21 protein-coding genes are annotated in these 22,889 nt (G+C 62.0%); 15 read left to right on the top strand and 6 right to left on the bottom strand.

All coding sequences use genetic code 11. From position 1 onward, the window contains the following. Positions 1–10: 10 nt before the first annotated feature. The 3 genes from JWQ90_RS06040 to JWQ90_RS06030 form a co-directional block, all read right to left on the bottom strand. Positions 11–1,171, bottom strand: coding sequence for an acyl-CoA dehydrogenase family protein (locus tag JWQ90_RS06040; RefSeq protein WP_299690743.1), 1,161 nt, complete (start codon positions 1,169–1,171; stop codon positions 11–13). A 351-nt stretch (positions 1,172–1,522) separates the two neighbouring features. Continuing rightward, on the bottom strand, positions 1,523–2,746 hold the full coding sequence (locus JWQ90_RS06035; RefSeq protein WP_299690742.1) for a CaiB/BaiF CoA-transferase family protein: 1,224 nt from the start codon (positions 2,744–2,746) through the stop codon (positions 1,523–1,525). Further along, on the bottom strand, positions 2,743–3,756 hold the full coding sequence (locus tag JWQ90_RS06030) for a LysR substrate-binding domain-containing protein (RefSeq protein ID WP_299690740.1): 1,014 nt from the start codon (positions 3,754–3,756) through the stop codon (positions 2,743–2,745). The genes JWQ90_RS06035 and JWQ90_RS06030 overlap by 4 nt, the downstream gene beginning before the upstream one ends. A 298-nt stretch (positions 3,757–4,054) precedes the next feature. On the opposite strand from JWQ90_RS06030, the gene JWQ90_RS06025 reads away from it, so the two are divergent. The 15 genes from JWQ90_RS06025 to JWQ90_RS05955 all read left to right on the top strand — a co-directional run bounded on the left by JWQ90_RS06025 (position 4,055) and on the right by JWQ90_RS05955 (position 21,077). Further along, positions 4,055–5,602: a long-chain-fatty-acid--CoA ligase gene (locus JWQ90_RS06025; protein WP_299690739.1), complete on the top strand. Its 1,548-nt coding sequence runs from the start codon at positions 4,055–4,057 to the stop codon at positions 5,600–5,602. A gap of 41 nt (positions 5,603–5,643) precedes the next feature. After that, the gene (locus JWQ90_RS06020) at positions 5,644–7,203 is read left to right on the top strand and encodes an MFS transporter (protein WP_299690738.1); all 1,560 of its coding nucleotides are present in this window, start codon (positions 5,644–5,646) and stop codon (positions 7,201–7,203) included. Beyond that, a complete protein-coding gene (locus tag JWQ90_RS06015) occupies positions 7,200–8,000 on the top strand; it encodes an SDR family oxidoreductase (protein ID WP_299690737.1) in 801 nt (266 codons plus the stop codon). The genes JWQ90_RS06020 and JWQ90_RS06015 overlap by 4 nt, the downstream gene beginning before the upstream one ends. 78 nt (positions 8,001–8,078) lie before the next feature. Beyond that, the gene (locus JWQ90_RS06010) at positions 8,079–10,184 is read left to right on the top strand and encodes a 3-hydroxyacyl-CoA dehydrogenase NAD-binding domain-containing protein (RefSeq protein ID WP_299690736.1); all 2,106 of its coding nucleotides are present in this window, start codon (positions 8,079–8,081) and stop codon (positions 10,182–10,184) included. 158 nt (positions 10,185–10,342) lie between these two features. Next, positions 10,343–11,443 (top strand): LLM class flavin-dependent oxidoreductase, encoded by a 1,101-nt coding sequence (locus tag JWQ90_RS06005; protein WP_299690735.1) that lies wholly within the window; start codon positions 10,343–10,345, stop codon positions 11,441–11,443. A gap of 120 nt (positions 11,444–11,563) precedes the next feature. Continuing rightward, positions 11,564–12,343: an SDR family oxidoreductase gene (locus JWQ90_RS06000; protein WP_299690734.1), complete on the top strand. Its 780-nt coding sequence runs from the start codon at positions 11,564–11,566 to the stop codon at positions 12,341–12,343. Positions 12,344–12,379: 36 nt separating this feature from the next. Continuing rightward, complete coding sequence (locus tag JWQ90_RS05995) at positions 12,380–13,168, top strand: enoyl-CoA hydratase/isomerase family protein (protein WP_299690733.1); 789 nt, start codon at positions 12,380–12,382, stop codon at positions 13,166–13,168. Positions 13,169–13,178: 10 nt separating this feature from the next. Continuing rightward, positions 13,179–14,048 (top strand): enoyl-CoA hydratase/isomerase family protein, encoded by an 870-nt coding sequence (locus JWQ90_RS05990; RefSeq protein WP_366919445.1) that lies wholly within the window; start codon positions 13,179–13,181, stop codon positions 14,046–14,048. 38 nt (positions 14,049–14,086) lie between these two features. Continuing rightward, positions 14,087–14,902 carry an SDR family oxidoreductase gene (locus tag JWQ90_RS05985; protein WP_299690731.1) on the top strand — a complete coding sequence of 272 codons (816 nt, stop codon included), beginning with the start codon at positions 14,087–14,089 and terminating at the stop codon, positions 14,900–14,902. 17 nt (positions 14,903–14,919) lie between these two features. Next, entirely contained in the window at positions 14,920–16,125 is a 1,206-nt protein-coding gene (locus JWQ90_RS05980; protein ID WP_299690730.1) for an acyl-CoA dehydrogenase family protein, read from the top strand. A gap of 15 nt (positions 16,126–16,140) precedes the next feature. Further along, the gene (locus JWQ90_RS05975; protein ID WP_299690729.1) at positions 16,141–17,295 is read left to right on the top strand and encodes an acyl-CoA dehydrogenase family protein; all 1,155 of its coding nucleotides are present in this window, start codon (positions 16,141–16,143) and stop codon (positions 17,293–17,295) included. 13 nt (positions 17,296–17,308) lie between these two features. Then, the gene (locus tag JWQ90_RS05970; protein WP_299690728.1) at positions 17,309–18,109 is read left to right on the top strand and encodes an SDR family oxidoreductase; all 801 of its coding nucleotides are present in this window, start codon (positions 17,309–17,311) and stop codon (positions 18,107–18,109) included. 30 nt (positions 18,110–18,139) lie between these two features. After that, positions 18,140–18,931, top strand: coding sequence for an enoyl-CoA hydratase-related protein (locus JWQ90_RS05965; protein WP_299690725.1), 792 nt, complete (start codon positions 18,140–18,142; stop codon positions 18,929–18,931). 17 nt (positions 18,932–18,948) lie between these two features. Beyond that, the gene (locus JWQ90_RS05960) at positions 18,949–20,070 is read left to right on the top strand and encodes a Gfo/Idh/MocA family oxidoreductase (RefSeq protein WP_299690722.1); all 1,122 of its coding nucleotides are present in this window, start codon (positions 18,949–18,951) and stop codon (positions 20,068–20,070) included. Positions 20,071–20,393: 323 nt separating this feature from the next. Further along, entirely contained in the window at positions 20,394–21,077 is a 684-nt protein-coding gene (locus tag JWQ90_RS05955) for a toprim domain-containing protein (protein ID WP_299690719.1), read from the top strand. A 155-nt stretch (positions 21,078–21,232) separates the two neighbouring features. On the opposite strand, the gene JWQ90_RS05950 is transcribed toward JWQ90_RS05955, so the two are convergent. From JWQ90_RS05950 to JWQ90_RS05940, 3 genes are all read right to left on the bottom strand, one after another. After that, entirely contained in the window at positions 21,233–21,865 is a 633-nt protein-coding gene (locus tag JWQ90_RS05950) for a class I SAM-dependent methyltransferase (protein ID WP_299690716.1), read from the bottom strand. 99 nt (positions 21,866–21,964) lie between these two features. After that, entirely contained in the window at positions 21,965–22,417 is a 453-nt protein-coding gene (locus JWQ90_RS05945) for a nuclear transport factor 2 family protein (protein ID WP_299690713.1), read from the bottom strand. A gap of 79 nt (positions 22,418–22,496) precedes the next feature. Further along, the coding region (locus JWQ90_RS05940; RefSeq protein ID WP_299690710.1) for a hypothetical protein at positions 22,497–22,889 on the bottom strand (393 nt) is incomplete at its 5' end.

Here is a 22,889-nt window from a genome sequence, read left to right as displayed (position 1 = left end):
CGGTTCGAGCTCAGGCCCGCTGGTTAAAGCGACGTCCTACCATCGCCGCGGCAATGTTGACCTTTTGTATGTCGACGGCGCCACCGGCGATCCCCCAGCCCCAGGCATCGCGCAGCCGGCGCTCCATCGCATATTCAGTCGAATAGCCGTAGCCGCCCATGAGCTGCAACGAAGCGCCGGTGACTTCACGACAGATTTCGTTGGAAAAGCACTTCGCCAGAGAGGAGTCGAGAATGTTCGGCAATCCATCCTCGGCGTTGCAGACGGCCCGATGAATCAGCAGCCTTGCCGCTTCGACCTTCATTTTCATTTCGGCGAGACGCAACTGCACCGCCTGGAATTCGACGATCGGGCGTCCGAACTGCTTGCGTTCCTGAACATAGGCGGTGACGTCTTCGAGGGACGCAGCGGCCTGGCCCAGCGCCATGGTCGCGTTGCCGCAGCGCTCCAGATCGAAGGCTTCCATCAGCTTTGGAAAGCCGCCGGCCGGCACGATCATATTGTCGAGTGGCACTTCGACCGCATCGAGATAGATATCGCTCGATGGAACGCCGCGAAAGCCCATCAGACGTTCTTGCGCCCCGAAGGTCAGGCCCGGCGTTCCCTTCTCGACGAAGACCGCGCCGATTCCCTTGGCGCCCGGTGCGTCCGACAGCCGGCAGTAGACCACATAGCCGTCAGCATGACCGCCGCCGGAACACCAGCGCTTGGTCCCGTTCAAGACGATCTTGTCACCGTCGATGATGCCCCTGGTGCGAAGATCGGTGAGCGCGGTTCCGGCCTCCGGTTCGGACATGGACACGGCGACCACGATTTCGCCGCGGCAAACGCGAGGGATCAATTTCTCCTTCAGTCGTTCGCCGGCGAAATGTTCGATGGCCCGGATCGGGCCTACACAGGATTCGAAGACGGGGAAAGCGACCGCCGAGGAGATCTTCGCAAATTCCTCGAGCACCAGCAGGGCCTCGATACTGCCGAGTCCCGCGCCGCCGTAACGCTCGGCGACATTGATTCCCAGGAATCCCATCTCGCCATAACGCCGCAACCAGTCCTGCGGTACCGGTTCGGACGTCTGCTCGAGTTGCTTGGCAAGCTGCGGCAGTTGCTCGGTGGCGAAACGACGGGCAGCCAATTGCAGCGCGAGTTGCTGCTCGCTCAGACGGAAATCCATGACCGGGCACCATTTACGTTGGAAAGAAAATTTGGATAGCTCGCGTCGGCGCGACTTGTCAGGCCATCGCCGCCTCCCGATGGATCCAAGGCATGACGAGATCGGTGAATCTGCGCGTTATAGATATTTTCCCGGATATCTTCCCGATGTTGCCAGGCGCCGGCGTCGAGGCATGAACCGCGATGTTTTATGGACCTTAATAAGTCTTTTTAGTCGGAGCGCTTTCAAAGGTCCAATATCATTTGGCGCGGCACTCAGTCCGCTTGCATATCGTCCGGGGATCGGTGGGCATTGCGCACAACAACCGCGTCGCCACGCCGTTCGTACACTTTGTACTCACTGAGGATTCAGCTAAATAATTCCCTTGGCCGCGAGTTCGTCGATCCGCGATGCCGATAGCGCGAGCCGCTCGGCGAGGACCTCACGTGTGTGCTCACCGAGCAGCGGCGGTGCGCTGCGATAGGCCACCGGAGTCTCCGAGAAGCGCAGCGGATTCGCGACCAGGGACACTTTCCCGGCGACTGGATGCGGCAGCTCGATTTGCATGTCGCGGGCCCGAACTTGAGGATCGGCGAATACCGCATCGATGGCGTTGATCGGACCGCAGGGCACACCGGCGCTTTCAAGGGCGGCAAGCCAGTGCGCGGTCGAGCGGGTTCTGGTGACCGTGCACAGCCGATCCACCAATGCGATGCGATTCGCGACTCGCTGCTGGTTGGTGGTGAAGCGCGGATCCGTTGCGAGATCCGCCAGACCCAACTCGGCGCATAGACGATTGAACTGAGTGTCGTTGCCCACGGCAATGATCATGAAGCCGTCAGCGGTCGGGAAATCCTGGTAAGGCACGACGTTGGGGTGCGCGTTGCCCAGACGCTGCGGCACCTTGCCGCCGACCAGGTAGTTCATTGCCTGATTCGCAAGGCAGGCGACCTGCACGTCCATGAGCGCCACATCGATGTGTTGACCGACGCCCGTTCGTTCGCGATGAGTGAGCGCAGCGAGAATCCCGATCGTCGCGTAAAGGCCCGTCAGCAAGTCGGTGACGGCAACGCCCGATTTTTGAGGTCCGGCACCCGCCTGGCCGGCTTCGCGCCCGGTAATGCTCATCAACCCGGCCATCGCCTGGATCAGGAAATCGTAGCCCGGTCGTGAAGCATAGGGACCGGTTTGACCGAAGCCGGTGATCGAGCAATAGACCAGCCGAGGATTGATGGCCTTGAGTGATTCATAGTCGAGCCCATAGGCCTTCAGTCCGTCAACTTTGAAGTTCTCCAGAACGACGTCCACGTCGCGCGCCAGATCTCGCACGATAGACTGGCCTTCCGAGGTCGTGATATCGACCGTCACGGATTTCTTGTTGCGATTCGCGCACAGGAAATAAGCGGCGTCCGCGCTGTCCTCACCCGCAGTGCCACGCAGGAAAGGCGGACCCCAACTGCGCGTGTCGTCGCCCATGCCCGGACGCTCCACCTTGATCACATCCGCGCCCAAGTCGGCGAGTAATTGCCCGGCCCAGGGACCGGCCAGGATGCGCGACAGATCGAGCACGGTGACGTGCGACAGCGAATGATTCATGAGTGCCATTTTTCCGATACCCGAGGCGGACTCAGCGTTGGTTCCAGCACTCCCTTCGCTGGCAGTGCCTCGAGATCTGCGACGGCCTTGTCAAAGCTTTCGATCAGCGTGCGCAGCGCGCGCGAGGCGCCGCGCGGTTCCCACACGATGGATAGCTCCCATATGAAGGCGTCGTCGCACAGATCGACCGCGGAAAGAAAGCGCACCCCCTGATAGTGCCGGTATCGTGCCGTCTCGGTGACGAGGGCGGCGCCCAATCCCGCCGCGACCAGGGCCAGCCTGGTGTTGGTCAGGGTGGCTTCCTGGACCACCTTCGGAGTGAAGCCGGCTTTATTGCAGGCGTCGACAAAGGCGGCGCTTACTGGGCCGCGATCGAACGGGGTGAGCACGAAGGGATAATCCTTGAGTTCGGCCAGCCGCACCTCGGTCCGGTTGGCAAACGGCCAATCGGCGGGAATCGCGAGGACCGTGCTGTTTCTCTCCACCGGGCGCACCGACAAACCCTTCAAGTCCATGCGGGTGGGCGATATGACGGCCACATTGAGCTGGCCATAGCGCAAGCGCTTGATCTGCTCGTCGGGCGCCATTTCCTCGAGACGCACGTCCACACCCGGCATACGTACCCGCAATAGTTCCAGGGTGCGCGGCAGAATTCGGTACAGCGCCGGTCCGATGAACCCCACCATCAGCCGGTCCACTTCCCCGGCGGCCGTCTGCTTGACCAGCCGTTCGACAAATTCGACCTGTTTCAGCAGCTGGCGCGCTTCGGCGGCGAAAGTGGCGCCCGAGAGGGTAAGGGATACCGACCGGCTGGAGCGTTCGACGAGTTGTACGCCGAGGCGCTGCTCCAGCCGCTTGATTGATTGACTGAGCGGCGGTTGGGACATGTGCAGTTTTTGTGCGGCTCGTCCGAAATGCAGTTCCTCCGCCAGAGCGACAAAGTGCCGCAGTGCCCTGAAATCCATCATTGATACCATGCTCCCGCCGGGCCAATGAAACCGCTTATCCATACCAATCTCATATCAATATAGCCATATACACGCGCGTGTTTCAAATCAAGTCTCCTGTCAGCGAGGACTGAGGGGCGCCAACTTCGTCATAAGCGACTGGAGCTTGGCTGTCTAATGACAACTCCCGCGTCACGAAGCTGCGGCGTCGGGCTGTTGCCGCCGACAATCGGCTTTACCATCGTCATGCCTATCGTCGAGGGTCGATTTATATCCCCATTCGTATCGATCCGCTGCGAAATGCTATTGGACTTGGGGTGGCTGCCCTCGCATTGTGACGACAACAAGCGAAGGGGAAGGCATGAAAACCTGTGGCGAAATCATCCTTCGGCACGGACGGCGAAGCCCGGATCGCGTGGCGGTGGTCTTCGAGGGACGGCGCACGACCTACGGCGAACTGCTGTCGCGCTCGAAGCGCCTGAGCCAGTCCCTGCGTCAGCGCGGGGTAGGCGCCCAAGACCGGGTGGCCGTGCTTGCGATGAATTGCAATGAATGGTTCGAGCTGGGCTTCGTCTGCCACTTGAATGCCTTCGTCATGGCGACGGTGAATTTCCGTCTGGCTCCCCCCGAGATCGCCTATATTCTCAAGGACAGCGCGCCCAAAGTGCTGATCTTCGAGCAGCAATATGCGGAAACTGTAGCGGCTCTGCGCGAGCAGCTACCGTCTATCGAGCACTACATCTGTATTGGCAAAGCGCCGGACTGGGCGTTGGACTATGAAGGCCTGCTGGAGGGCCTGCCGGCAAGCGGCCGCGAAGACGAGCCGCCAGTGGAGCCGCAGTCTTCCGATTTGGCCCTACTGATCTACACCAGCGGCACCACCGGCCGGCCCAAGGGCGTGATGAAGACCCAGGCCGCGACCTTGGCCAGCTTCAAGGTCAATGCCTACAATCTCGGGCTGCGTCCCGACAGTCGCATTCTCATCATCATGCCCATGTTCCATGTCGGCGCCATGTCGGAAGCCAATGCCATGATGTATGCCGGCGGCACCGTGGTCCTGCAGCGCAAATTCGAGCCGATTGAGGTTTTAAGGACTATCGAAAGCGAACGCATCACTCACGTCCATATGGCGCCGACCATGGTACAAGCGCTGCTGGACGAGCCCTCGATCCAAAGCCATGACACGTCCAGTCTGCGTATTTTCAACTATGCGGCGGCGCCAATGCCGGTCAGCCTGTTAAAGCAAGCGATCGACCGCTTCGGACCCATTTTCATGGACATTTATGGCAGCACCGAAGCGCCCGGGACCATTCTCTTTCCGCACCAGCATGTCCTGGACGGCGACCCCGAACAGGTGAAGCGCCTGGGATCGGTTGGCCAATCCAATGCCATTACCGATTTGCGCATCGTCGACGATGGCGGAAAACCCTGTGCGCCGGGAATCGCCGGGGAAATCCTGGTGCGGTCCGAGGCGGCCATGGCGGGTTATTGGAACGACAGCGTAGCGACCCAGCAGGCGGTGCGGAATGGCTGGTTCCATACCGGCGACATCGGCTACCTGGACGACCAGGATTATCTGTTCCTCGTCGACCGCAAGAAGGACATGATCATCTCGGGCGGCGAGAACATCTATTGCCGCGAAGTCGAAGAGGCGCTGATGGAGCATGGCGGCCTGCAGGACGTGGCGGTTATCGGCATTCCGGACAGCTATTGGGGCGAGGTCGTGCATGCGGTTGCCGTGGCCAAGGCCGGTGTCAGTGTGACGGAAGCCGATCTGATCGCCTTTGTCGGCACGCGGATCGCCCGTTATAAACGGCCCAAGAGCGTGGAATTCGTCGCCGAACTGCCGCGTTTGCCGAGCGGCAAGGTGATGAAGCATGTGCTGCGCGACCGCTACAAGTCGAAGTAATACTTTGGCGAAGACGGTATCTCCCGTCAGGGAGGAGCAAAGTGCAAGAACAGCCATTGGCCGGTGACACGGTTACCGCTCTGCAGGCAAAGACGAGCCTGGCCGGCATGGCCGGAAGCCGTGCCTATTACGCGCTTGGGCTGTTGTCGGCTGCCAATCTGTTTAACTATATCGACCGCAATCTTCTCTCGATCCTGGCCGAGGCCATCAAGAAGGATCTGCAGATAAGCGACGCGCAACTCGGCTTCCTGCTCGGCACCTCATTCGCGACTTTGTTCGCGGTCGTCGGCATCCCGGCCGGCCGCATCGCCGATCGGGTCAGCCGCAAAAGCATGATGGCAGCGGGCCTGGCGCTGTGGTCCACCATGACCGCACTATCGGGTTTCGCAGTGACTTTCACATCGCTGGCGCTTGCCCGGGTCATGGTGGGAGTGGGCGAAGCCTCGGCCAATCCCTGTAGCCATTCCCTGTTGTCGGACATCTTTCCGCGCCGCCGCCGTGCCAGCGCGCTGAGTATCTATCTGGCCGGAAGCTATGCAGGCCAGGCGCTGTCGCTGGCTATCGGCGGGCTCATTCTGGCGCGATGGTCCGATATCTGTAGCGTTTCGCCCGAGCTCCTGTGCGGCGTGCGTCCGTGGCAGGCGGCTTTTTTTATTGTCGGCCTGCCGGGGCTGGCCTTGGCTGTACTGATCACCAGACTGCAGGAGCCTGAGCGCGCCACCGCTCCCAACCACGATCTGCCGAAATTGATCGGCACCGAATTCGCCGCGTCGGTACCGCCTTTCACTTTTTTCAGCTTGCTGCGTGTGGGCGGCATCGCTGCCGCTCGCGCCAATTTGCTGCTGCTGGCAGCGGTGGTGGTGTCGGCATGGCTGCTGGTCTGGGCAACCGACAGCGCAGCACAATGGATTTGCGTTGCCATCGGCAGCTACTCGATCGGATCCTGGATTCAAGGTCTGAAATGGCGGGATCCCGCCCTTTATCGGGTTACCTTCGGTTCGCGCCTGTTTTTGCTGCTGGTTGGGGGCATGGCCACCCTCGGCTGCATGAACGCGACGGTGAATGTGTGGTCGGCACCCTATGCCATCCGGGTATTGGGCTTGTCGCCCAAGGTGGCGGGCCTGGCCATTGGCGTGTCCATGGCCGCGGTCTCCATTATCGGCACTGTCCTCGGCGGCTTCATCACCGACCGTTGGAAACAGCGTGACCCGCGAGCGCCCATCTGGGTGGCGCTGTTGTGCATGGCGGGCGCCTTGCCGGGTGCGGGAATGATGTATCTCACCCATGAACCCACGTTCTTCTTCGTCGGCTTGGTTCTGCAGGGGCTCTTCTCGACCGGCTGGGGCGGCGCCGCCGCCGCCTTGATCCAGGATCTGATCGAGCCTCGCATGCGCGGCACGGCGGCGGCTGCCTTTTCGCTCGTTCTGACCCTGGTTATCCTGGCAATCGGCCCTTACTGGGCCGGCAAGGTCAGCACGGTGACTCATTCACTCGGTTTTGGCGTCGCCAGCATTCATCTCCTGGCGCCGTTCACGGTGATTTTGCTGCTGATGGCAGCCAGGCAGATGGGAATCGCATCCCGGCAGGGCGAGCCGCAGTGAACGTCGCCGACCGAACTGCCATGGTGGTCGGTGGTGGCGGCGGCATCGGGACTGCGGTTTCGGCTCGTCTGGCGGCGGAAGGGGCCCAGATCATTATCGTCGGCCGCTCCGTCGAACGGGGTGAACGAGCCCTGGTTCGCTTGCGTAGCGAGGTTCCCGCTGGGCGTTTTCTGTTTCGCCGCGCCGACATCAACCAGATCGATTCCTGCCGCGATCTGTTCAGTTGGGTGAACGGCGCAGTCGGCGGGCTCGATGCGCTGGTGAACTGCGCCTCTCCGGAGACGTCGGAAAGTGGCGAAGCCAACCGAGCGGAGGGGTCCATTGCCGGGCCGTTCGCTGGCATCGATCCGGCAGCAGTCGGCACTTTTCTGCAAGCCAGCCTGGGATCGCTGTTCTTGCTGTGCCATAGCGCCTTAACCAGTCTGCGTGCGGCGAAAAGCGCATCGTTGGTGTTGTTCGCCTCGGATTCCGGGCGAGTTGCCGCGCCCAACCAAACGATGATCGGCGCCACTCGCGCTGCCATCATGATGTTCACCCGGTCGCTGGCATTGGAACTGGCGCGCGAGGGTATTCGCGTTAATTGTGTGTCGCCATCCTTCGTCGCCCACACGCCTGTTTATGACCGCGTCATGCAAGGCCCGGGAGCGTCGCGGGCGCAGAGCGCGGCTGCACGCGCAGGTCTTGGATTGGCAGTGCCGGAAGACATCGCGGCACTGGTTGCCTTTCTGTGTGGCGCGGGTTCCGCTCGATTGACCGGTCAGATCATCAGCGTCAACGGCGGCCTCACGGCGGCATAAGAGTCAGATGCTCAAGCGCGAACGACATTCGAAGATGGTTTGTGATTTTAGGATTTGTAATTTCAAAAGTGAGGCGATATGACTGAGACATTCGAGGCCGTGGTTCACTACTCCCAGAATGATGAAATTGCCGTGGTGACGATCGATGCACCGCCGGTCAATGCCATGGGAGTGGCCGTCCGTGCAGGGCTGCATAAGGCACTGTCTCGCGCTTTCGCCGAGCCCTCGGTCAAAGCGGTGGTGTTGATCGGTGCCAACGACAAATTCATTGCCGGCATCGATATCAAGGAGTTCGGTGGTCCGCGCAATGGGGTCAAGTTATCCGATCTGCAGGCATTGATCGAACAGGCCGACAAGCCGGTGGTGGCCGCGATCGATGGCTTCGCCCTCGGCGGTGGCTTGGAACTGGCGCTGGCGGTGCCGTTCCGCATCAGCGCAGCACGGGCACGACTGGGCTTGCCCGAAGTCAATCTGGGTCTGTTGCCCGCCGGCGGCGGCACCCAGCGTTTGACCAGGCTGCTAGGCCCTGAAGCGGCGCTCGATATCATTCTTTCGGGGCGTCACCTGACAGCAGAGGAAGCACTCAGGAAAGGTTTGGTCGACAGGACCGTCGCGACGGCATTGCTGCCGGCGGCCCTGGAGTTCGCCCGTACCGTGGTAGCGGCCTCGACGCCGATCCGCAAGATCATCGAGCTGACCGACAAGGTAAGCGGCGTCGATTTCGAGATTTTCACCGCCATTCGCAAGAAAAACGAGTCGAAATGGCGTGGCATGGTGGCGCCGTACAAGATCGTCGAGTGCATCGAGGCGGCCTGCCGCCTTGGCCCGCGCGAAGGGCTGGAGGTCGAGCGCAATGCTTTCCAGGTCTGCCTTGATGCGCCGGCACGCGCGGCCCAGGTGCATTTGTTTTTCGCTGAACGCAAGGCGGCGAAACTGCCGGCTGGCGATGCTGCGGCGCGGCCGCGGCCGATCAAGAGCACAGCAGTAATCGGTGCCGGGACCATGGGGGGTGGCATCGCCATGGCGCTGGCCAATGCCGGTTATGAGGTGAAGATTCTGGAAATATCCCAGGACGCGCTGGATCGCGGACTGGACCGGGTGCGCTCCAACTATGCGACCTCGGTTACGCGCGGCTCCACGTCCCAGGCAACAGCCGACGCTGCGCTGGCGCGGATCAAAGGGGTGCTCGACTACGGCGCGCTCGGCGACGCCGATCTGGTGATCGAGGCGGTGTTCGAGGACATGGCACTGAAGCAGGAAACCTTCCGCAAGCTCGATGCGGTCGCCAAGCCGGGCGCGATCCTGGCCACCAACACTTCGACCATGGACATCGACGCCATCGCGGGTGCGACGAATCGCCCCGGTGATGTGATCGGTTTGCATTTCTTCAGCCCCGCCCACGTCATGCGTTTGTTGGAAATCATTCGCGGCACCAAGACCTCGTCCGAGACCGTGGCGACCGTCATGTCCTTTGCCAAGGAAATCGGCAAGATGCCGGTGCTGGCCCGCAACTCCGACGGTTTCATCGGCAACCGTATTCTCAAGGTCTATGGCCGCGAATCGGAATTCCTGTTGGAAGAGGGTGCGACTCCCTGGCAAATCGACAAAGCACTGCAGGCGTTCGGCTTTCCCATGGGCGTCTTTCTGATGCGCGATCTGGCCGGCCTCGATGTGAGCTGGCGGGTGCGGCAATATCGCGCCCGGTTCCGCGATCCGAACGATCGCTACTCGCCGGTCGCCGATCGGATCTGCGAACTCGGGCGATTCGGTCAAAAGACCGGAAAAGGGTATTACCGCTACGACGGCCGCACCGCTGTGCCAGATCCGGAAATCGAGGCGCTGATCGAGAAGGTGTCAGCCGATCTCGGCATCGGGCGCAAGCCCATCTCCGATGACGAAATCGTCACCCGCATTTTGACAGCGATGGTGAATGAAGGCGCGTTCATTCTGGGCGAGGGCGTTGCTCGCCGGGCCAGCGACATCGATGTCGTTTATGTCCATGGCTACGGCTTCCCGAAATATCGCGGCGGGCCGATGTTCTGGGCGGAGAATCAAGGACTGGCCAAGGTGTACGAGACGGTGCAGGGCTTCCATGCGCGGTTCGGCAAACTGTGGCGCCCGGCACCGCTGCTGGCCGAATTGGCCGACAGCGGCTCCGGTTGGCCGACCGGCGAAGAAAGCTAGACCGTCTGCGCTGCCGATAGTGCTATTTCGGACCGAGGCCCGTCGTGATACGGCGGACGACTGAATAAGCAGCGTTTTGATATTGGACGCCTACTGGAGGCTGCTCTCAGTATGAGCGCTAGAGTCTGTGCGAGCCCAAGCTAGAGTGGAGATGGATTATGGAAATCGGCTGTCTGCAGCAATGCCAGAATTTCGAAGACCGGCGTACCGATCAGGAAGTGATGGAGAATATTCTCCGTATCGCCGATCTGTACGAGCCGGCCGGATTCGATTTCCTGCTCATGGCGGAGCACCATTTCCATGGTTATTCCATGACGCCGACTCCGCCGAACTTCCTGGCCTACATGGCGGGAAGAACCACCAAAATCAAGCTGGGTTCCGGAGTCATCATCGTTCCGTGGAACGATCCCTACCGCGCCGCCACCCAGGTTCTGATGCTCGACTATCTGTCGAAGGGCCGGGCGGTGCTGGGCTTAGGGCGCGGCTTGTCCAAGATCGAGATGGATAATTTCGGCATCGACATGTCGTTGACGCGCCCGATGTATGACGAGGGTGCGCGCAAGATCATCGAGACCTTGAACACCGGTATCTTTCCGGGTGGTGGTGAGTACTACAACTCGATGCAGCGCTGCGAAGTGCGACCCGCGCCACTGAGCAAAGACTGGTCGGACCGCACCTACTGTGTCGGTATGAGCCCGGATTCGGCTATTGAAGCGGGCAGGCTCGGTGGGCGCCTGATGACGTTCACGTCGATACCCTGGGAAATGTATATACCGACCTGCTTCAATCCCTACAAGGAAGCATTCATTGCAACCCACGGACGGGAACCTGGCCCAATGGTGTGCGGCGACTGTATCTATGTGCACGAGGATGAGGAGCGAGCCAAGGAAGTCGCCTACGAGCATTTCGGCAATTACGTAGAGTGGACTTCAAAATTCTACCAAACCGATGGCGCGCATATGCAGAAGGCCAAAGGCTATGAATCCTATGCCAAGAGCGGGGAAATAATGCGCGCGGTCGGCATTGCCGGCATCCGCGAGCATTTCTGCAGCATGCAACTGTGGGGTACCCCCAAGCAAATCGTCGAAAAAGTGCGGGCTCGCCAGGAGGTCATCGGGCATCCCTTCGACCTTTGCGCCCTGTTCGGCGTCGGCGGTATGGATTACGGCGTGCTTGAAGACTGCATCAAACTGATGGGCAGTAAAGTCATTCCTGAGCTCAAGAAGCTACAGGATCATCGATCGCTTAAAGCTGCGTGAATCAGTCGAATAACAGAGCGATAGAGTTTGGGGGATAGCGCTAAGGGTACTCACTCCAGCTAAGTCGGCGGAGTGCTTGCCCGGCGTTTGGACAGAAATTTCGGCCAGGATAACGTCACGATGAAAATCATCATTACGGGTGCGGCCAGCGGAATCGGCCGCGCCATGGCCGCCAGTGTCGCGGCGACGGGCACGACGGACAAGCCCGCCGAATTGCTGCTCGCTGATCGCGACAGCGAAAAATTGGGCATCGCTACCGACGAAATCTATTCCGGCCATGCCAAGGGAACCGTCAAGATCGTCGCCAGAATCGGCGATCTGGCTGATCCAGAGCTTCCGGCCGCGCTGGTTACTCACGCTAAAGCGTCGTTCGGCGGACTCGATGCCATCGTCAGCAACGCGGGCGTTCTGCTGCCCGGCATGCTGAAGGATCTGAGTCTGGAGAATTACAACCTTTCCTTCGACATTCATGCACGGGCTACCTGGCTGCTCGGCAAGGCCGCGCACCCGCTGCTCTGCGAGTCGCGCGGCGCGATCGTGGCGACCGCGTCGACGGCGAGCGAGCACCCGACACCGCCATTCGGAACCTATGCGGCAAGCAAGGCGGCGCTGGTCATGCTGATCCGGCAGATGGCGCTCGAATGGGGACCGGATGGCATTCGCTGCAACTGCGTATCTCCCGGGCCGACCGTGACGGGCATCGCCGTCGGCGGCATGCCGCTGGCGGGATTGCAGGAAAAAATCGAGAAGGGGATACCGCTGGGCAGGATGGGGAGCGCACAGGACATCGCCAACGCGATGATGTTCCTACTGAGTCCCGCCGCGTCACAGATCACCGGCGCCAATCTCCTCGTCGACGGCGGCCTGACCACGACCTTGATGCAGGCGGCCTTTCGCTGAGCATCACTGAATCGAATGGCGAGGGGCGAGAGCGACATGACGTATGAGACGATTTTGTTCGAGGTCAGCGCCGACAAGGTGGCGACTGTCACCATCAATCGACCGGAGGCGCTCAACAGCTTCAACAAGCAGATGTGCGTCGAATTCCGCGATCTGTGGGCAAGGTTGCGCGACGACGACAGCGTTCACGCCGTGGTGCTGCAGGCGGCGCCGGGGCGTGCTTTCTGCACCGGCGTCGACGTCAAGAATGCGAGCGATATCCTGATGTCCGACCAGCTGTGGTCGAAGGTCGACCCCGGCGAATATCTAGGTCCGAAATTCAATAAGCTGTGGAAGCCGGTCATCGCCGCCGTACACGGCTATTGCGCCGGCGGGGCGCTTTATTGGATCAATGAGTGCGATATCGTCATCTGTTCCGACGATGCGGCCTTCTTCGATCCGCATGTCACCTATGGATTGGTGGCGGCGCTTGAGCCCATTGGTCTCAGGCAGCGCCTAAACTTAAGCGAAGTGCTGCGCATGGTGCTGATGGGCAATGACGAGCGGATCGGTGCGCAGACCGCACTGCGCATCTCGCTGGTGACCGAGGTGACCCGCCTCGAAAGCTTGCGTCCGCGCGCCCACGAAATCGCCGCGCTGATCGCCGCCAAGCCGACACTGGCGGTGCAAGGTTCGATCCGCGCCATCTGGGAATCCCTCGACGCCACTCGCAGCTCGGCACTGCAGACCGCGCTCAAGTATCCGCTGCTGGCCAATCGGGAATCCGTGCCGCGTGTGAACCGCGAGGCCGTGATGAAAGCGGAAAAGGTCTTCGTCACACGGTAATGGCACGAACATGCGCGCCTGCTGCGACCGCTTTAGGCGATCGTGCCATGCACTCAACAGTCAGGTCAGACAAAAGTCTGGTCGGACAAACGGAGAAAAAATGCCCTCGAGCGTTCTAGTGGAGAGGCGTGGTCGTGTCGGAATCGTCAGCCTGAACAGGCCGGAGCGGCACAATGCCATGACCGACGAAATGACCGCTCTGATGCGCAGCGGGTTCGCCGAATTGCTGGCCGACCCGCAGATTCGGTCGCTGGTGGTTCGAGGTGAGGGCAAGTCCTTCTGCTCGGGACGGGATACCACCGTTCTGGGCACCCGCGTTCACGACGAAGGCCATTTCACTTTTCTGCGCCGCGGGCAGGAGGTACGCATGTCGATGTACGAAAGCCCAAAGCCGATCGTCGCCGCATTGAGGGGTTACGCCATCGGCGGCGGCGCCGAGATCGCTTTGGCCTGCGACATTCGGGTGGCGACGGCGGACCTGCAAATGGCCTTGCCCGAAATCAATTTTGGACTGGTCACCGACACCGGTGGCAGTCAGGCCTTGACCGCAATCGCCGGTCCCTCCCGCGCCAAATACATGATCCTGACAGGCCGCAAAGTCGACGCTCAGACTTTGCTCAATTGGGGCGCGATCGACTTCATCGTCGAGGATGACAAGCTCGAGGAGACAGCGTTCGAGATTGCCGAGGAGATCGCTTCGAAGCCGCCGGTCGCAGTCGCCATGGGCAAACAACTGATCGAACTGGTCTATGGCAGCACGATTCGCAGCGGCATACGCCAGGAATTGATCGCCCAGGTCGCGCTGTTCGGAACCGAGGATTACAAAGAGGCCGGCAGCGCAAGGCGCGAAAAGCGCAAGCCGGATTTCAAGGGCCGATGAACATGGGACTTCCGCGTCCGCCACCCGAAGGGTCCTGCATGCTGGCCGCGGATACCTACGAGGGACAGCTCGTTCTCGTCACGGGTGGCGGTACCGGCATCGGCAAAGGAATTGCCACGGAGTTTGCCCGCCACGGGGCGAATGTCGTGATCATGAGCCGCAATCCCGAGCACCTCAAAAGCGGGGTCGATGCTATCGAGGCTCTGGGTCGCCGGGCCCTCGGCATATCGGCCGACATCCGGGACGCCGAGCGCGTGAAGGCCGCGTTTGACGAGGCCGAAGCCCATTTTGGCAACGGCGTCGATATTCTGATCAATAACGCCGCCGGCAATTTTCCGGTCCCGGTCGAGAAAATGTCGGTCAATGCCTGGCGATCCGTGGTGCAGATCGTCCTCGATGGCACCTTCATCTGTTCGCGTGAATTCGGAACACGGCGCATCGCGGCGAAGAAGCCCGGCAGCATCGTCAACATCGCCTCGACGCTTGCCTGGACGGGTGGGCCAGGCACCGCGCATTCGGCGGCGGCAAAGGCCGGGGTCGTGAATCTGACCCAGTCTCTGGCCGTCGAGTGGGCCCCCGACGGCATCCGGGTCAATGCGATCGCGCCAGGCTTGTATCTCAACCCTGAGGGGCACGGTCATTTCAGATCCTCCGGCCATTCAGTGTCACCGGAACGGACCATACCCGCGCAGCGTACCGGCGAGGTGCGCGAATTGGGCTGGGCAGCGGTTTATATGTGTTCGCCTTTCGCCGTTTATATGTCCGGTCACACGCTGGTGTTGGACGGCGCGAACTGGTTGCGTCGCCGGCCGATGCCGGAGTTCATTCCGATCAGGGACCAGTTCCCGTCCTGATTGTCAGCGAATTCGCCATGCAACTTGAATTCGACGCGTTTCACCAGGCCTTCCGCGAGGAGATCCGGGCGTTTGTACGCGAGAATCTGCCGCCGGAGATGGCGCGACGCCAGAAACAGCTCTCCTTTCCGGGGAACCGAAGCGACATTCTGGAATGGATGCGCATCCTGCACCGCAGGCGCTGGTCGGTCCCCAACTGGCCGGTGGAATACGGTGGAACCAACTGGACGCCGCTGCAGCATTTCATTTTTGAACGCGAATCCCAGGAGGCTGACGCACCCGGACTGTTCAGGGGCGGCACGCACATGGTGGGGCCGGTCATCTATACGTTTGGCTCCGAGGACCAGAAGAGCAAATTCCTCCCCGCCATTCGCGAGGGACGCTTCTCATGGGCCCAGGGATTCTCGGAGCCGGGTGCCGGTTCCGATCTAAGTTCGCTGCGCACGACGGCGCTGCTGCGTGGGGACCGGTATGTCGTGAATGGCCAGAAAATCTGGACCAGCGGTGCGCATCTGTCGGCCTGGGGCTATTTTCTGGTTCGGACCGACACCGACGTAAAACCGCAGAACGGCGTCTCTCTGCTGCTGATCGATCTCGCGACTCCCGGAATCACGATTCGACAGATTCCGCAGATCGATGGGGATGCCCATCTCTGCGAGGTCTTTCTGGAGAATGTCGAGGTGCCGGCCGAGAACCTGGTGGGCAAGGAGGGGGCCGGCTGGACCTACGGGAAGTTTCTGCTCGACAACGAACGGACGTTCAGTTCCTTCATCTACTGGAACATCCGCGAATTGCGCAAGGCCAAGGAGATCGCCCAGCGTGAAACCATGGACGGGACACCGCTCGCGCAGCTGCCGACGTTCCGCGCGCGGCTCGCTCAGGCCGAGGCGCGAGTTCTGGCGCTCGAATGGTCCGTGCTGCGCGTGCTGGCTCAAGAAGCCAGACCCCATAAGCTGTCCGTGATCGCCTCGGCGCTGAAATTACGCGGCTCCGAATTGCAGCAATTGATCACCGAGCTGCAAGTCGATTTGCTCGGCGCGAGATCACTGCGCTTTTACGCACCCAGCGAAACGGAGCAACTTCAGTCGCCGGACGATGCCTTCTGGCCGGACTATGTACCCGGCAAGACGGGCATCGCGCTGATCACACGAGCAGCGTCCATCTATGGAGGCAGCAGGCAAGTGCAGAGAAATCTCATTGCAAAGCATGCCTTCGGTCTTTGACTGATAGCCCGAGCGATGGATTTCTCTCTGTCCGATGAGCAGGTCCTGCTGCGCGATTCAGCCGAGCGGTTCGTGCGTGAGGAATACAAGCTGGACGCCCGGCGTCGGCTGGTCGCGGCCGGCGACCCGATCAGCGCCGAACACTGGCGCCAATATGCCGAACTCGGCTGGCTCGCTCTGCCGATACCGGAAGATGTCGGCGGACTCGGCGGGTCCTTCGTCGATCTGATGGTGCTGATGGTGGCCCTGGGCAGCGGTTGCGTGCTGGAGCCTTACATTCCCAACCTCGTGCTCTGCGCCCCTATTCTCGACCGCTCCCCGGCTCGTTCTCTGCTCGGCGCGGTCGCCGACGGATCGCTGCGCCTGGCATTGGCTCACGACGAAGCGGGTGACCGGTTCAATCTCGCTGGGCCGAGAACAACGCAGGCGACTGCGGCCGGCGACGGCTTCCTGCTGACTGGCGCGAAGACCCTGGTGCTGGGCGGCCCGTCCGCGGACCGTTTCATTGTCTCGGCCACGATCACCGGCGAGCCCGCCTGCTCCCTGTTCCTGGTCCATCGCGATCAGGTCGAAGATCAGGTCGAACAGGCGCTGTCGCGGTATCCGCTGATCGACGGAACCTGGGCGGCCGATCTGTCGCTCAGCGTCGAAGTGTCGGCGGACGCCTTGATCGTCCGCTCGGATCGGGCAACGGCTCTTCTGGACGAGGCGATCGACCGCGCCACCCTGGCGTATCTCGCCGAGGCCGTCGGCTCGATGGAGACCTGTCTGGAGATCTGCAGCGCATACCTCAAGATTCGCAAGCAGTTCGGACAAGCCATCGGCAAGTTCCAGGCCCTGCAGCACATCCTGGCCGAAATGTTCGTCGAGGCACAGGAGGCGCGTTCCATTCTCTATCAAGCCCTGTCGCAGATCGGCGCGGATGCGAGCCTGCGGCGGCGGGCGGTGTCCGCGGCGAAAATCGTGATCGGGCAGGCGTCGCAGATCATCTCGCGGCAGGGCGTGCAGCTTCATGGCGGCTATGGCGTCACCGACGAATACCCCATCAGCCACCATTTCAAGCGCCTGATGGTGATCGAAAAGCTGTTCGGCGACATCGAGCACCATACGACGCGCTTCGCCGGCACGGCGCCGGGCCTGCAGGCTCCGGACTCATCACCAGCAGCGTAGCAAGGGGCAATCCGTGGATCTGGGTCTTGCAGGCAAGGCGGTCGTGATCGTCGGCGGAACCAGCGGAATGGGTTACGCCACCGCGGAAATCCTGGCCGCCGAAGGCGCGCGGGTCGCACTGATCGGCCGCAACGGCGAGCGCGCGGAACTCAAGGCGCAGCGGTTGCGCCAACAAGGCGGCGAGGTGATCGCCCTGGCCGCCGATGGTCGGATCCCGGGATCGGTGGAGGCCGCAATTGACAGCGCTGCCGATCACTTTGGTGGGCTGGCCGGCCTGGCGGTCACGGCCGGACCGGGTCCAGCTTATGGCAGCTTTCTCAATTTCAGCGATAGCGACTGGGAAGAGCAGTTTCAGACCATTTTGATGATGACCGTGCGCAGCTGCCGCGCCGTTATTCCACACTTGCAACGAGTGGGTGGCGGTCGTGTGGTGGTGACGGCGTCGATGTCGACGCGGGTGCCGCGACCGGCGCTTGTGCCCTATGTGGCGATGAAGGGAGCAGCCGCGACCTTGGCGAAGAATCTGGCGCTGGAATTCGGCAAGGACGGGATCCGGGTCAATTGCGTGTGCCCAGGCGCGGTATTGACCGAAGTCATGGGATCGGCGCTGACCAAAGCCGTCGCGACCTATGGCGAACCGGCCGACGCCGCCTTCGATCGCTATGCGCGGGAGAACTGGGGCATGAAAGTCGCGCTCGACCGGGTCGGCCGCGCCCGCGAGTTGGGCGAGCTTTACGCCTTCCTGCTGTCGGAGCGTGCCGGCTACACCACCGGCGCCACCATCAACAGCGACGGCGGCACTTCCTTCTTCTGATCTTCCCTTGCAAGAGCCCGGAGCCAGTTCATGTCCTATTCCACCATCGTGGTCGATCGCGCCGACGGCATCACCACCCTCACGCTCAATCGACCGGATGCGCTGAACGCCATGACCACGGTGATGGTCGAGGAGATCAGCCGCGTGCTCGACGACATCCGCGACAATCGCAGCGCCCGGGTTCTGCTGCTGACCGGCAGCGGACGGGCGTTTTGCAGCGGCCTCGACATTTCGGGCGACGACAAGGGGCGCGAAGGCATGCGGGTCGGCGACGGCATGCTGCTGGAACGCCTGTTCAATCCGCTGGTGGAACGGCTTTATGCGCTGCCGGTGCCGATCGTGGTGGCGGTCAACGGGCCGGCTGTCGGCGCCGGTTTCTCGGTGGCCTTATCGGGCGACTTCGTGGTCGCGGCCAGCTCGGCCTATTTTCTGCTCGCCTTCGTCAAGATCGGCATGGTGCCGGATATGGGGATCAGCTGGCTGCTGCCGCGCCTGTGCGGACGCGCAAGAGCACAGGCCATCATGATGCTCGGTGATCGCGTCTCGCCGCAGCAGGCGGAGGACTGGGGGCTGATTTACAAGGCCGTCGCTGACGCGGAACTACTCACCGCGGCGCGATCGATCGCCGAACGGCTGGCCAAGGGACCGACCACCGCGTATGGGCTGATCCGCCAGGGTGTCCGCGCTTCCCTCGAGCAAGGCCTGAGCCAGACCCTGTGGACCGAACGCACTCATCAGCGCCTCGCCGGGCGCACGGCCGATTGCGAAGAAGGAGTCACCGCGTTCCGCGAAAAGCGCCCGCCGCTGTTCACCGGCAAATGACTTTGCAGGAAACGAGCATGGCGAGAGAAAAGCTCAGGGTCGGCATCATCAGCGCCAATTGGGGCGCCATGGCGCATCTGCCCGCCTGGCGCGGCTTGCCCGACATCGATGTGGTGGGCATCTGCACCTCGCGGCGCGAGACGGCAGAGGCGGCGGCAAAGAATTTCGATATTGCCCAGCCGTTTTGGGATTATCACGCCATGGCGGCATCGCCGGATATCGACATCGTCGATTGCGGCACCCGCCCGAATATCCGCCGCGACATGGTTCTGGCCTGTTTCGCCCAGGGCAAGCATGTCTACAACGGCATTCCCTTCGCCGATTCTTTCGACTCGGCCCGCCTGCTGATCGAGGCCCAGCGCAAGTCGGGCTGCGTCGCCATGGTGGATGCCTTCACCCAATGGGTGCCCGGCCATCGGCTGATGAAGGAGATGATCGACGACGGCTATCTGGGCCGCGCGGTGCAGGTCAATCTGGAATTCCATCTGCCGCTGTTCAATCCGCCGCAAGAAATGATCAGGGGCTTTGCCTGGTTTGCCGAGCCGGAAAACGGCGCCAGCGCGCTGCGCAATCTGGGCAGCCACGGCTTTCACCTGCTCGTGCATCTGTTCGGAATGCCGGTTTCCCTGGTCGCCGTCGACTGCCGCTATGTCGACGAATGGCGCTTCGAGAGCGGCGATGTCTTCCATCCGCAGGTCAACGACACCGCTACGGTGCTGCTGCAATTCGCCAGCGGCATGACCGCGATCGTCAGAACCTGCTGGACGCCGGTGGCGGGCCGAGGCTGGACTCTCGACGTCCAGGGAACCGCCGGCCGGCTCAGGACCGAGGCGCCCTCGTTCCCGACCCAGGACGACACGATTTTGTCAGCGGCCAAGCGCGGCGATTTCGCCCTGGCGCCGGTGGCGATTCCCGAGCGCTGCGGGTCCATGGACGGCGTCGATTTCGGTGATCGCTATCCGCTGCCGCATGCCCGCTCCATGGCGCTCGCCATGCGCACCATGGTCGACGCCATTCGCGGCGTCTCGACCCCGGTGCAGCCGGACTTCGAACAAGCCTGGGCGGTGGCCCGCATTCTCGAAGCGGCGCGACGCTCGGCGGCGCAGCAGGAGTGGGTCAGGCTCGACGCGGTGGTGTAGCTTTCTCCAAGCGATATGGAGAGGGGCTCAATATCGGCTGGAGTCATATTGGATTCGTCATCGAGGGGGTAAATAAGTGCTGAGCGCACGCTCAACCGAACGCCCAGGCGGCGGCCGTTCACCGGCCCGCACTGCTTGCCTTGCACATCCTGTTCAATCTGCTGGTCGCCCCAGATCTGCGAACGCCCGAGTTCGATGCCTTCTTAGGTAAGCACGGTGCGGAAGCGGGCCGCCCTAGCATTGAAACGGGTCCTCAACGCTCACCAAGACTGGACGCTTGAGGACCATGGGGCTGCGTTGGAGCTGCCCAACAGGCCGAGATTGTGTCCGCCGCTGCAGACGCTCACCTGGTTGCAGGCGAGCCGGCCTCAAACGATCATCCATACCTCGCCCGTAAGGGCGTGCAGGCCAACGGCGCGATTGTCGATAAGGTCGGCCCTATCGCAATGGTGCCAAGTGACGCCGAACCGCAGCGGAGCAAAGCGGGCAATCTCTTAATCCCCGTCCGCGACATGGGCGGCAGTCACCTGTTAGGCGACCTGGCGACGCTTGGCCCGCTTCTCATAGCGGAGGGATTCGCCACGGCCGCGACGCTACACGAGGCGACCAGCCTGCCCGTGGCTGTCGCCTTCAATGGAGGCAAGCTTGAAGCCGTGGCGAAGGGCTATCGCGAACGCTATCCCGACCGTGCGTTGCTGGTTGCCGGCGACAACAATCACCGCAAGGAGCTTGAGCTAGGCCCGGACGGTCAGCTCAAGCCGAATGTCGGCAAGGTGAAGGCCGAGGCCGCAGCCGCAGCCGTTGGAGGGGCAACCCTGTTGCGGCCGTTCAAGACGGAGGAGCGCGGTAGCGATTGGAACGACTTCGCGGCCAGCAGGGACCGCGAGACGTTCATGCGTGAGCTGCGCAGCGGCTTCGCCATTGCACAGCGCCAGACACTCACCAAAGAGGCCAAGGCCGAACGTCTCGCCCCGCAGCTCACCCAGGAACAGGTCGCGTCGCTATGACGCTTCAGCGGCCTTCGCCGCCATCGTCGCGTGGGCCCATTAGACGAGCTCATCCAAAGCCGACTTTGTGGCGGCAAGCAGGGTTGCCTCGATGTCTTCGACGGGCTTGTTTGCACCCATCGGGGAGGTCGACATGAAGTCGGCGCCGGGACCTGTCAGGGCTTCACGAACCGATAGGCGAAGCGATCGGTCTGGCCCTTGATCGAGGGATCGAACACCTTGATCGAATGCGGATCGTCCTTGTTCGCGAGCATGGTGCTTTCCGCGTCCAGTACGAAGCCGGCCGCCTCCGCCTCCTTGCGAACGGATGCAGGCTCAATCCGATGCAGCGTCGGGGCGTCGCTCGTGCCCGCTCCGATAGCGGCGGCGTGGTCTACGATGACGTAGGACCCACCGGACTTCAGCCGCTTGTAGACGGCTCGATTGAAGTCGGCCGCCGTCGCGCCCCTGGCCTGGATCAGCGCGGTGTGGAGATCGTGGTAGAACAGGTGCAGCCACAGGACATCCGCAGGTTGCGTGGCTTCCGTCATCGCGACGAGGTCCGCCGAGACGGCTTCGACGTTCTCCCGGCCAGGCTCCCTGGCAAGCGTCCGCATGCGGCCGACCGGATCGTTCTTGAAGTCGGCGACTTCGGCCGGCACGAAGCTGTAGACCCGTCCTTCGGGTCCGACGATGTCGGAGAACAGGCGCGTCCAGTCGCCGTCGCCTGGGTAAACGTCGATGACGGTGGAGCCCGCATCGACTCGTGCGAACCGGATCAACTCGGATAGCTTGGATTGGTCGTACATCGGGATCTCCTTAACGGTTGGGCATCCGACGAGCGCGCGGCGTGCGAGGCGGCGATCCACGGCTCATTCACCATCGACTGTTCGCCGTATTCGTAGGCCTCACGAGGCTCGTTGTGCGGCTCCGGTATCGGTGGGCGAGGGCGTGGGGTTCGCGTCCATCTCCGAGGCCCGCGCCAGGGCTTGGGTGTCGATGTACTCCCGGATCTTCGTCACCTTGCCGTTTCGAACGGTGATGGCGAAGACCCAGTCGTCCCTGAACGGCTTGTTCGTGGCGTTGATTTTCCCGGTCGCCACACCAAGAACCAGAACCCGGTCTCCCTGCGCCACGTATTCAGGGGGCTCTGGGGATGTCATTTCTATCTGTTCGGACGCCTTCTGAATCACATCCGCCAATCCCGCGTGCCCGCGGTGCGTGCCGGCCAGCGGCCAATCCTCGCCCGGAATGATCCACTCGATGTCTTCGGCGACCAGCGCCAGCACACCCTCCCTGTCGCCGCCGCCGATCGCGGCGAAGAAGTCCTTCACGGTCTGGACGTTCTTCTCGGTGCTCATAGGAATTTCTCCACTTTCCTCGGACCGGATCGCGATCGAGCCGGTCGCGTGCATCGCACCCCTGCCGTTCGTCGCGTCATCAATCGAACTTGACCAGGTCCTTGAAGATCAATTGACCCCAGCTATTTCCGCGCGCCTGCACAAGCAGTCCGCCTTCAGAAAGCCCACCAAGTTTGATCGGCGAGAAACCTAGCTTCTCCGCGAGCTCAGCAATCTCCGCCGCGGCGCCATCATCGTCACTCGCCAGGAACACGACTCTCCGGCCACCATGTACGGCCGGATCTTGGTCAAGGACGGCAGCGACTAAATGGTTGAAGCCCTTGACCAGTTTCGCACCAGAGAAGGCTTGCGAGACGAACTTGGAAGAAGGTTGTCCTCCCAGGTCCTCAGGGGGCACGCCGTAGGCATTGGTCACATCGATGATGGTCTTGCCCTGCCAGGCGGGGAGCGCCTTCGCGACATCCGGGTGCGC

The sequence above is a fragment of the Hydrocarboniphaga sp. genome (assembly GCF_028291725.1).
Taxonomy (GTDB): domain Bacteria; phylum Pseudomonadota; class Gammaproteobacteria; order Nevskiales; family Nevskiaceae; genus Hydrocarboniphaga.
The sequence above is the reverse complement of the archived record's forward strand: the minus strand, read 5'-3'. Positions and strand labels throughout refer to the sequence as shown.

What these genes read in the sequence shown, in the direction of transcription:
- JWQ90_RS06040 (WP_299690743.1), bottom strand. Translation starts at nt 1,171, where the DNA reads ATGGATTTCCGTCTGAGCGAGCAGCAACTCGCGCTGCAATTGGCTGCC.
- JWQ90_RS06035 (WP_299690742.1), bottom strand. Translation starts at nt 2,746, where the DNA reads ATGAATCATTCGCTGTCGCACGTCACCGTGCTCGATCTGTCGCGCATC.
- JWQ90_RS06030 (WP_299690740.1), bottom strand. Translation starts at nt 3,756, where the DNA reads ATGGATAAGCGGTTTCATTGGCCCGGCGGGAGCATGGTATCAATGATG.
- JWQ90_RS06025 (WP_299690739.1), top strand. Translation starts at nt 4,055, where the DNA reads ATGAAAACCTGTGGCGAAATCATCCTTCGGCACGGACGGCGAAGCCCG.
- JWQ90_RS06010 (WP_299690736.1), top strand. Translation starts at nt 8,079, where the DNA reads ATGACTGAGACATTCGAGGCCGTGGTTCACTACTCCCAGAATGATGAA.
- JWQ90_RS06005 (WP_299690735.1), top strand. Translation starts at nt 10,343, where the DNA reads ATGGAAATCGGCTGTCTGCAGCAATGCCAGAATTTCGAAGACCGGCGT.
- JWQ90_RS06000 (WP_299690734.1), top strand. Translation starts at nt 11,564, where the DNA reads ATGAAAATCATCATTACGGGTGCGGCCAGCGGAATCGGCCGCGCCATG.
- JWQ90_RS05995 (WP_299690733.1), top strand. Translation starts at nt 12,380, where the DNA reads ATGACGTATGAGACGATTTTGTTCGAGGTCAGCGCCGACAAGGTGGCG.
- JWQ90_RS05990 (WP_366919445.1), top strand. Translation starts at nt 13,179, where the DNA reads ATGCGCGCCTGCTGCGACCGCTTTAGGCGATCGTGCCATGCACTCAAC.
- JWQ90_RS05985 (WP_299690731.1), top strand. Translation starts at nt 14,087, where the DNA reads ATGCTGGCCGCGGATACCTACGAGGGACAGCTCGTTCTCGTCACGGGT.
- JWQ90_RS05980 (WP_299690730.1), top strand. Translation starts at nt 14,920, where the DNA reads ATGCAACTTGAATTCGACGCGTTTCACCAGGCCTTCCGCGAGGAGATC.
- JWQ90_RS05975 (WP_299690729.1), top strand. Translation starts at nt 16,141, where the DNA reads ATGGATTTCTCTCTGTCCGATGAGCAGGTCCTGCTGCGCGATTCAGCC.
- JWQ90_RS05965 (WP_299690725.1), top strand. Translation starts at nt 18,140, where the DNA reads ATGTCCTATTCCACCATCGTGGTCGATCGCGCCGACGGCATCACCACC.
- JWQ90_RS05960 (WP_299690722.1), top strand. Translation starts at nt 18,949, where the DNA reads ATGGCGAGAGAAAAGCTCAGGGTCGGCATCATCAGCGCCAATTGGGGC.
- JWQ90_RS05950 (WP_299690716.1), bottom strand. Translation starts at nt 21,865, where the DNA reads ATGTACGACCAATCCAAGCTATCCGAGTTGATCCGGTTCGCACGAGTC.
- JWQ90_RS05945 (WP_299690713.1), bottom strand. Translation starts at nt 22,417, where the DNA reads ATGAGCACCGAGAAGAACGTCCAGACCGTGAAGGACTTCTTCGCCGCG.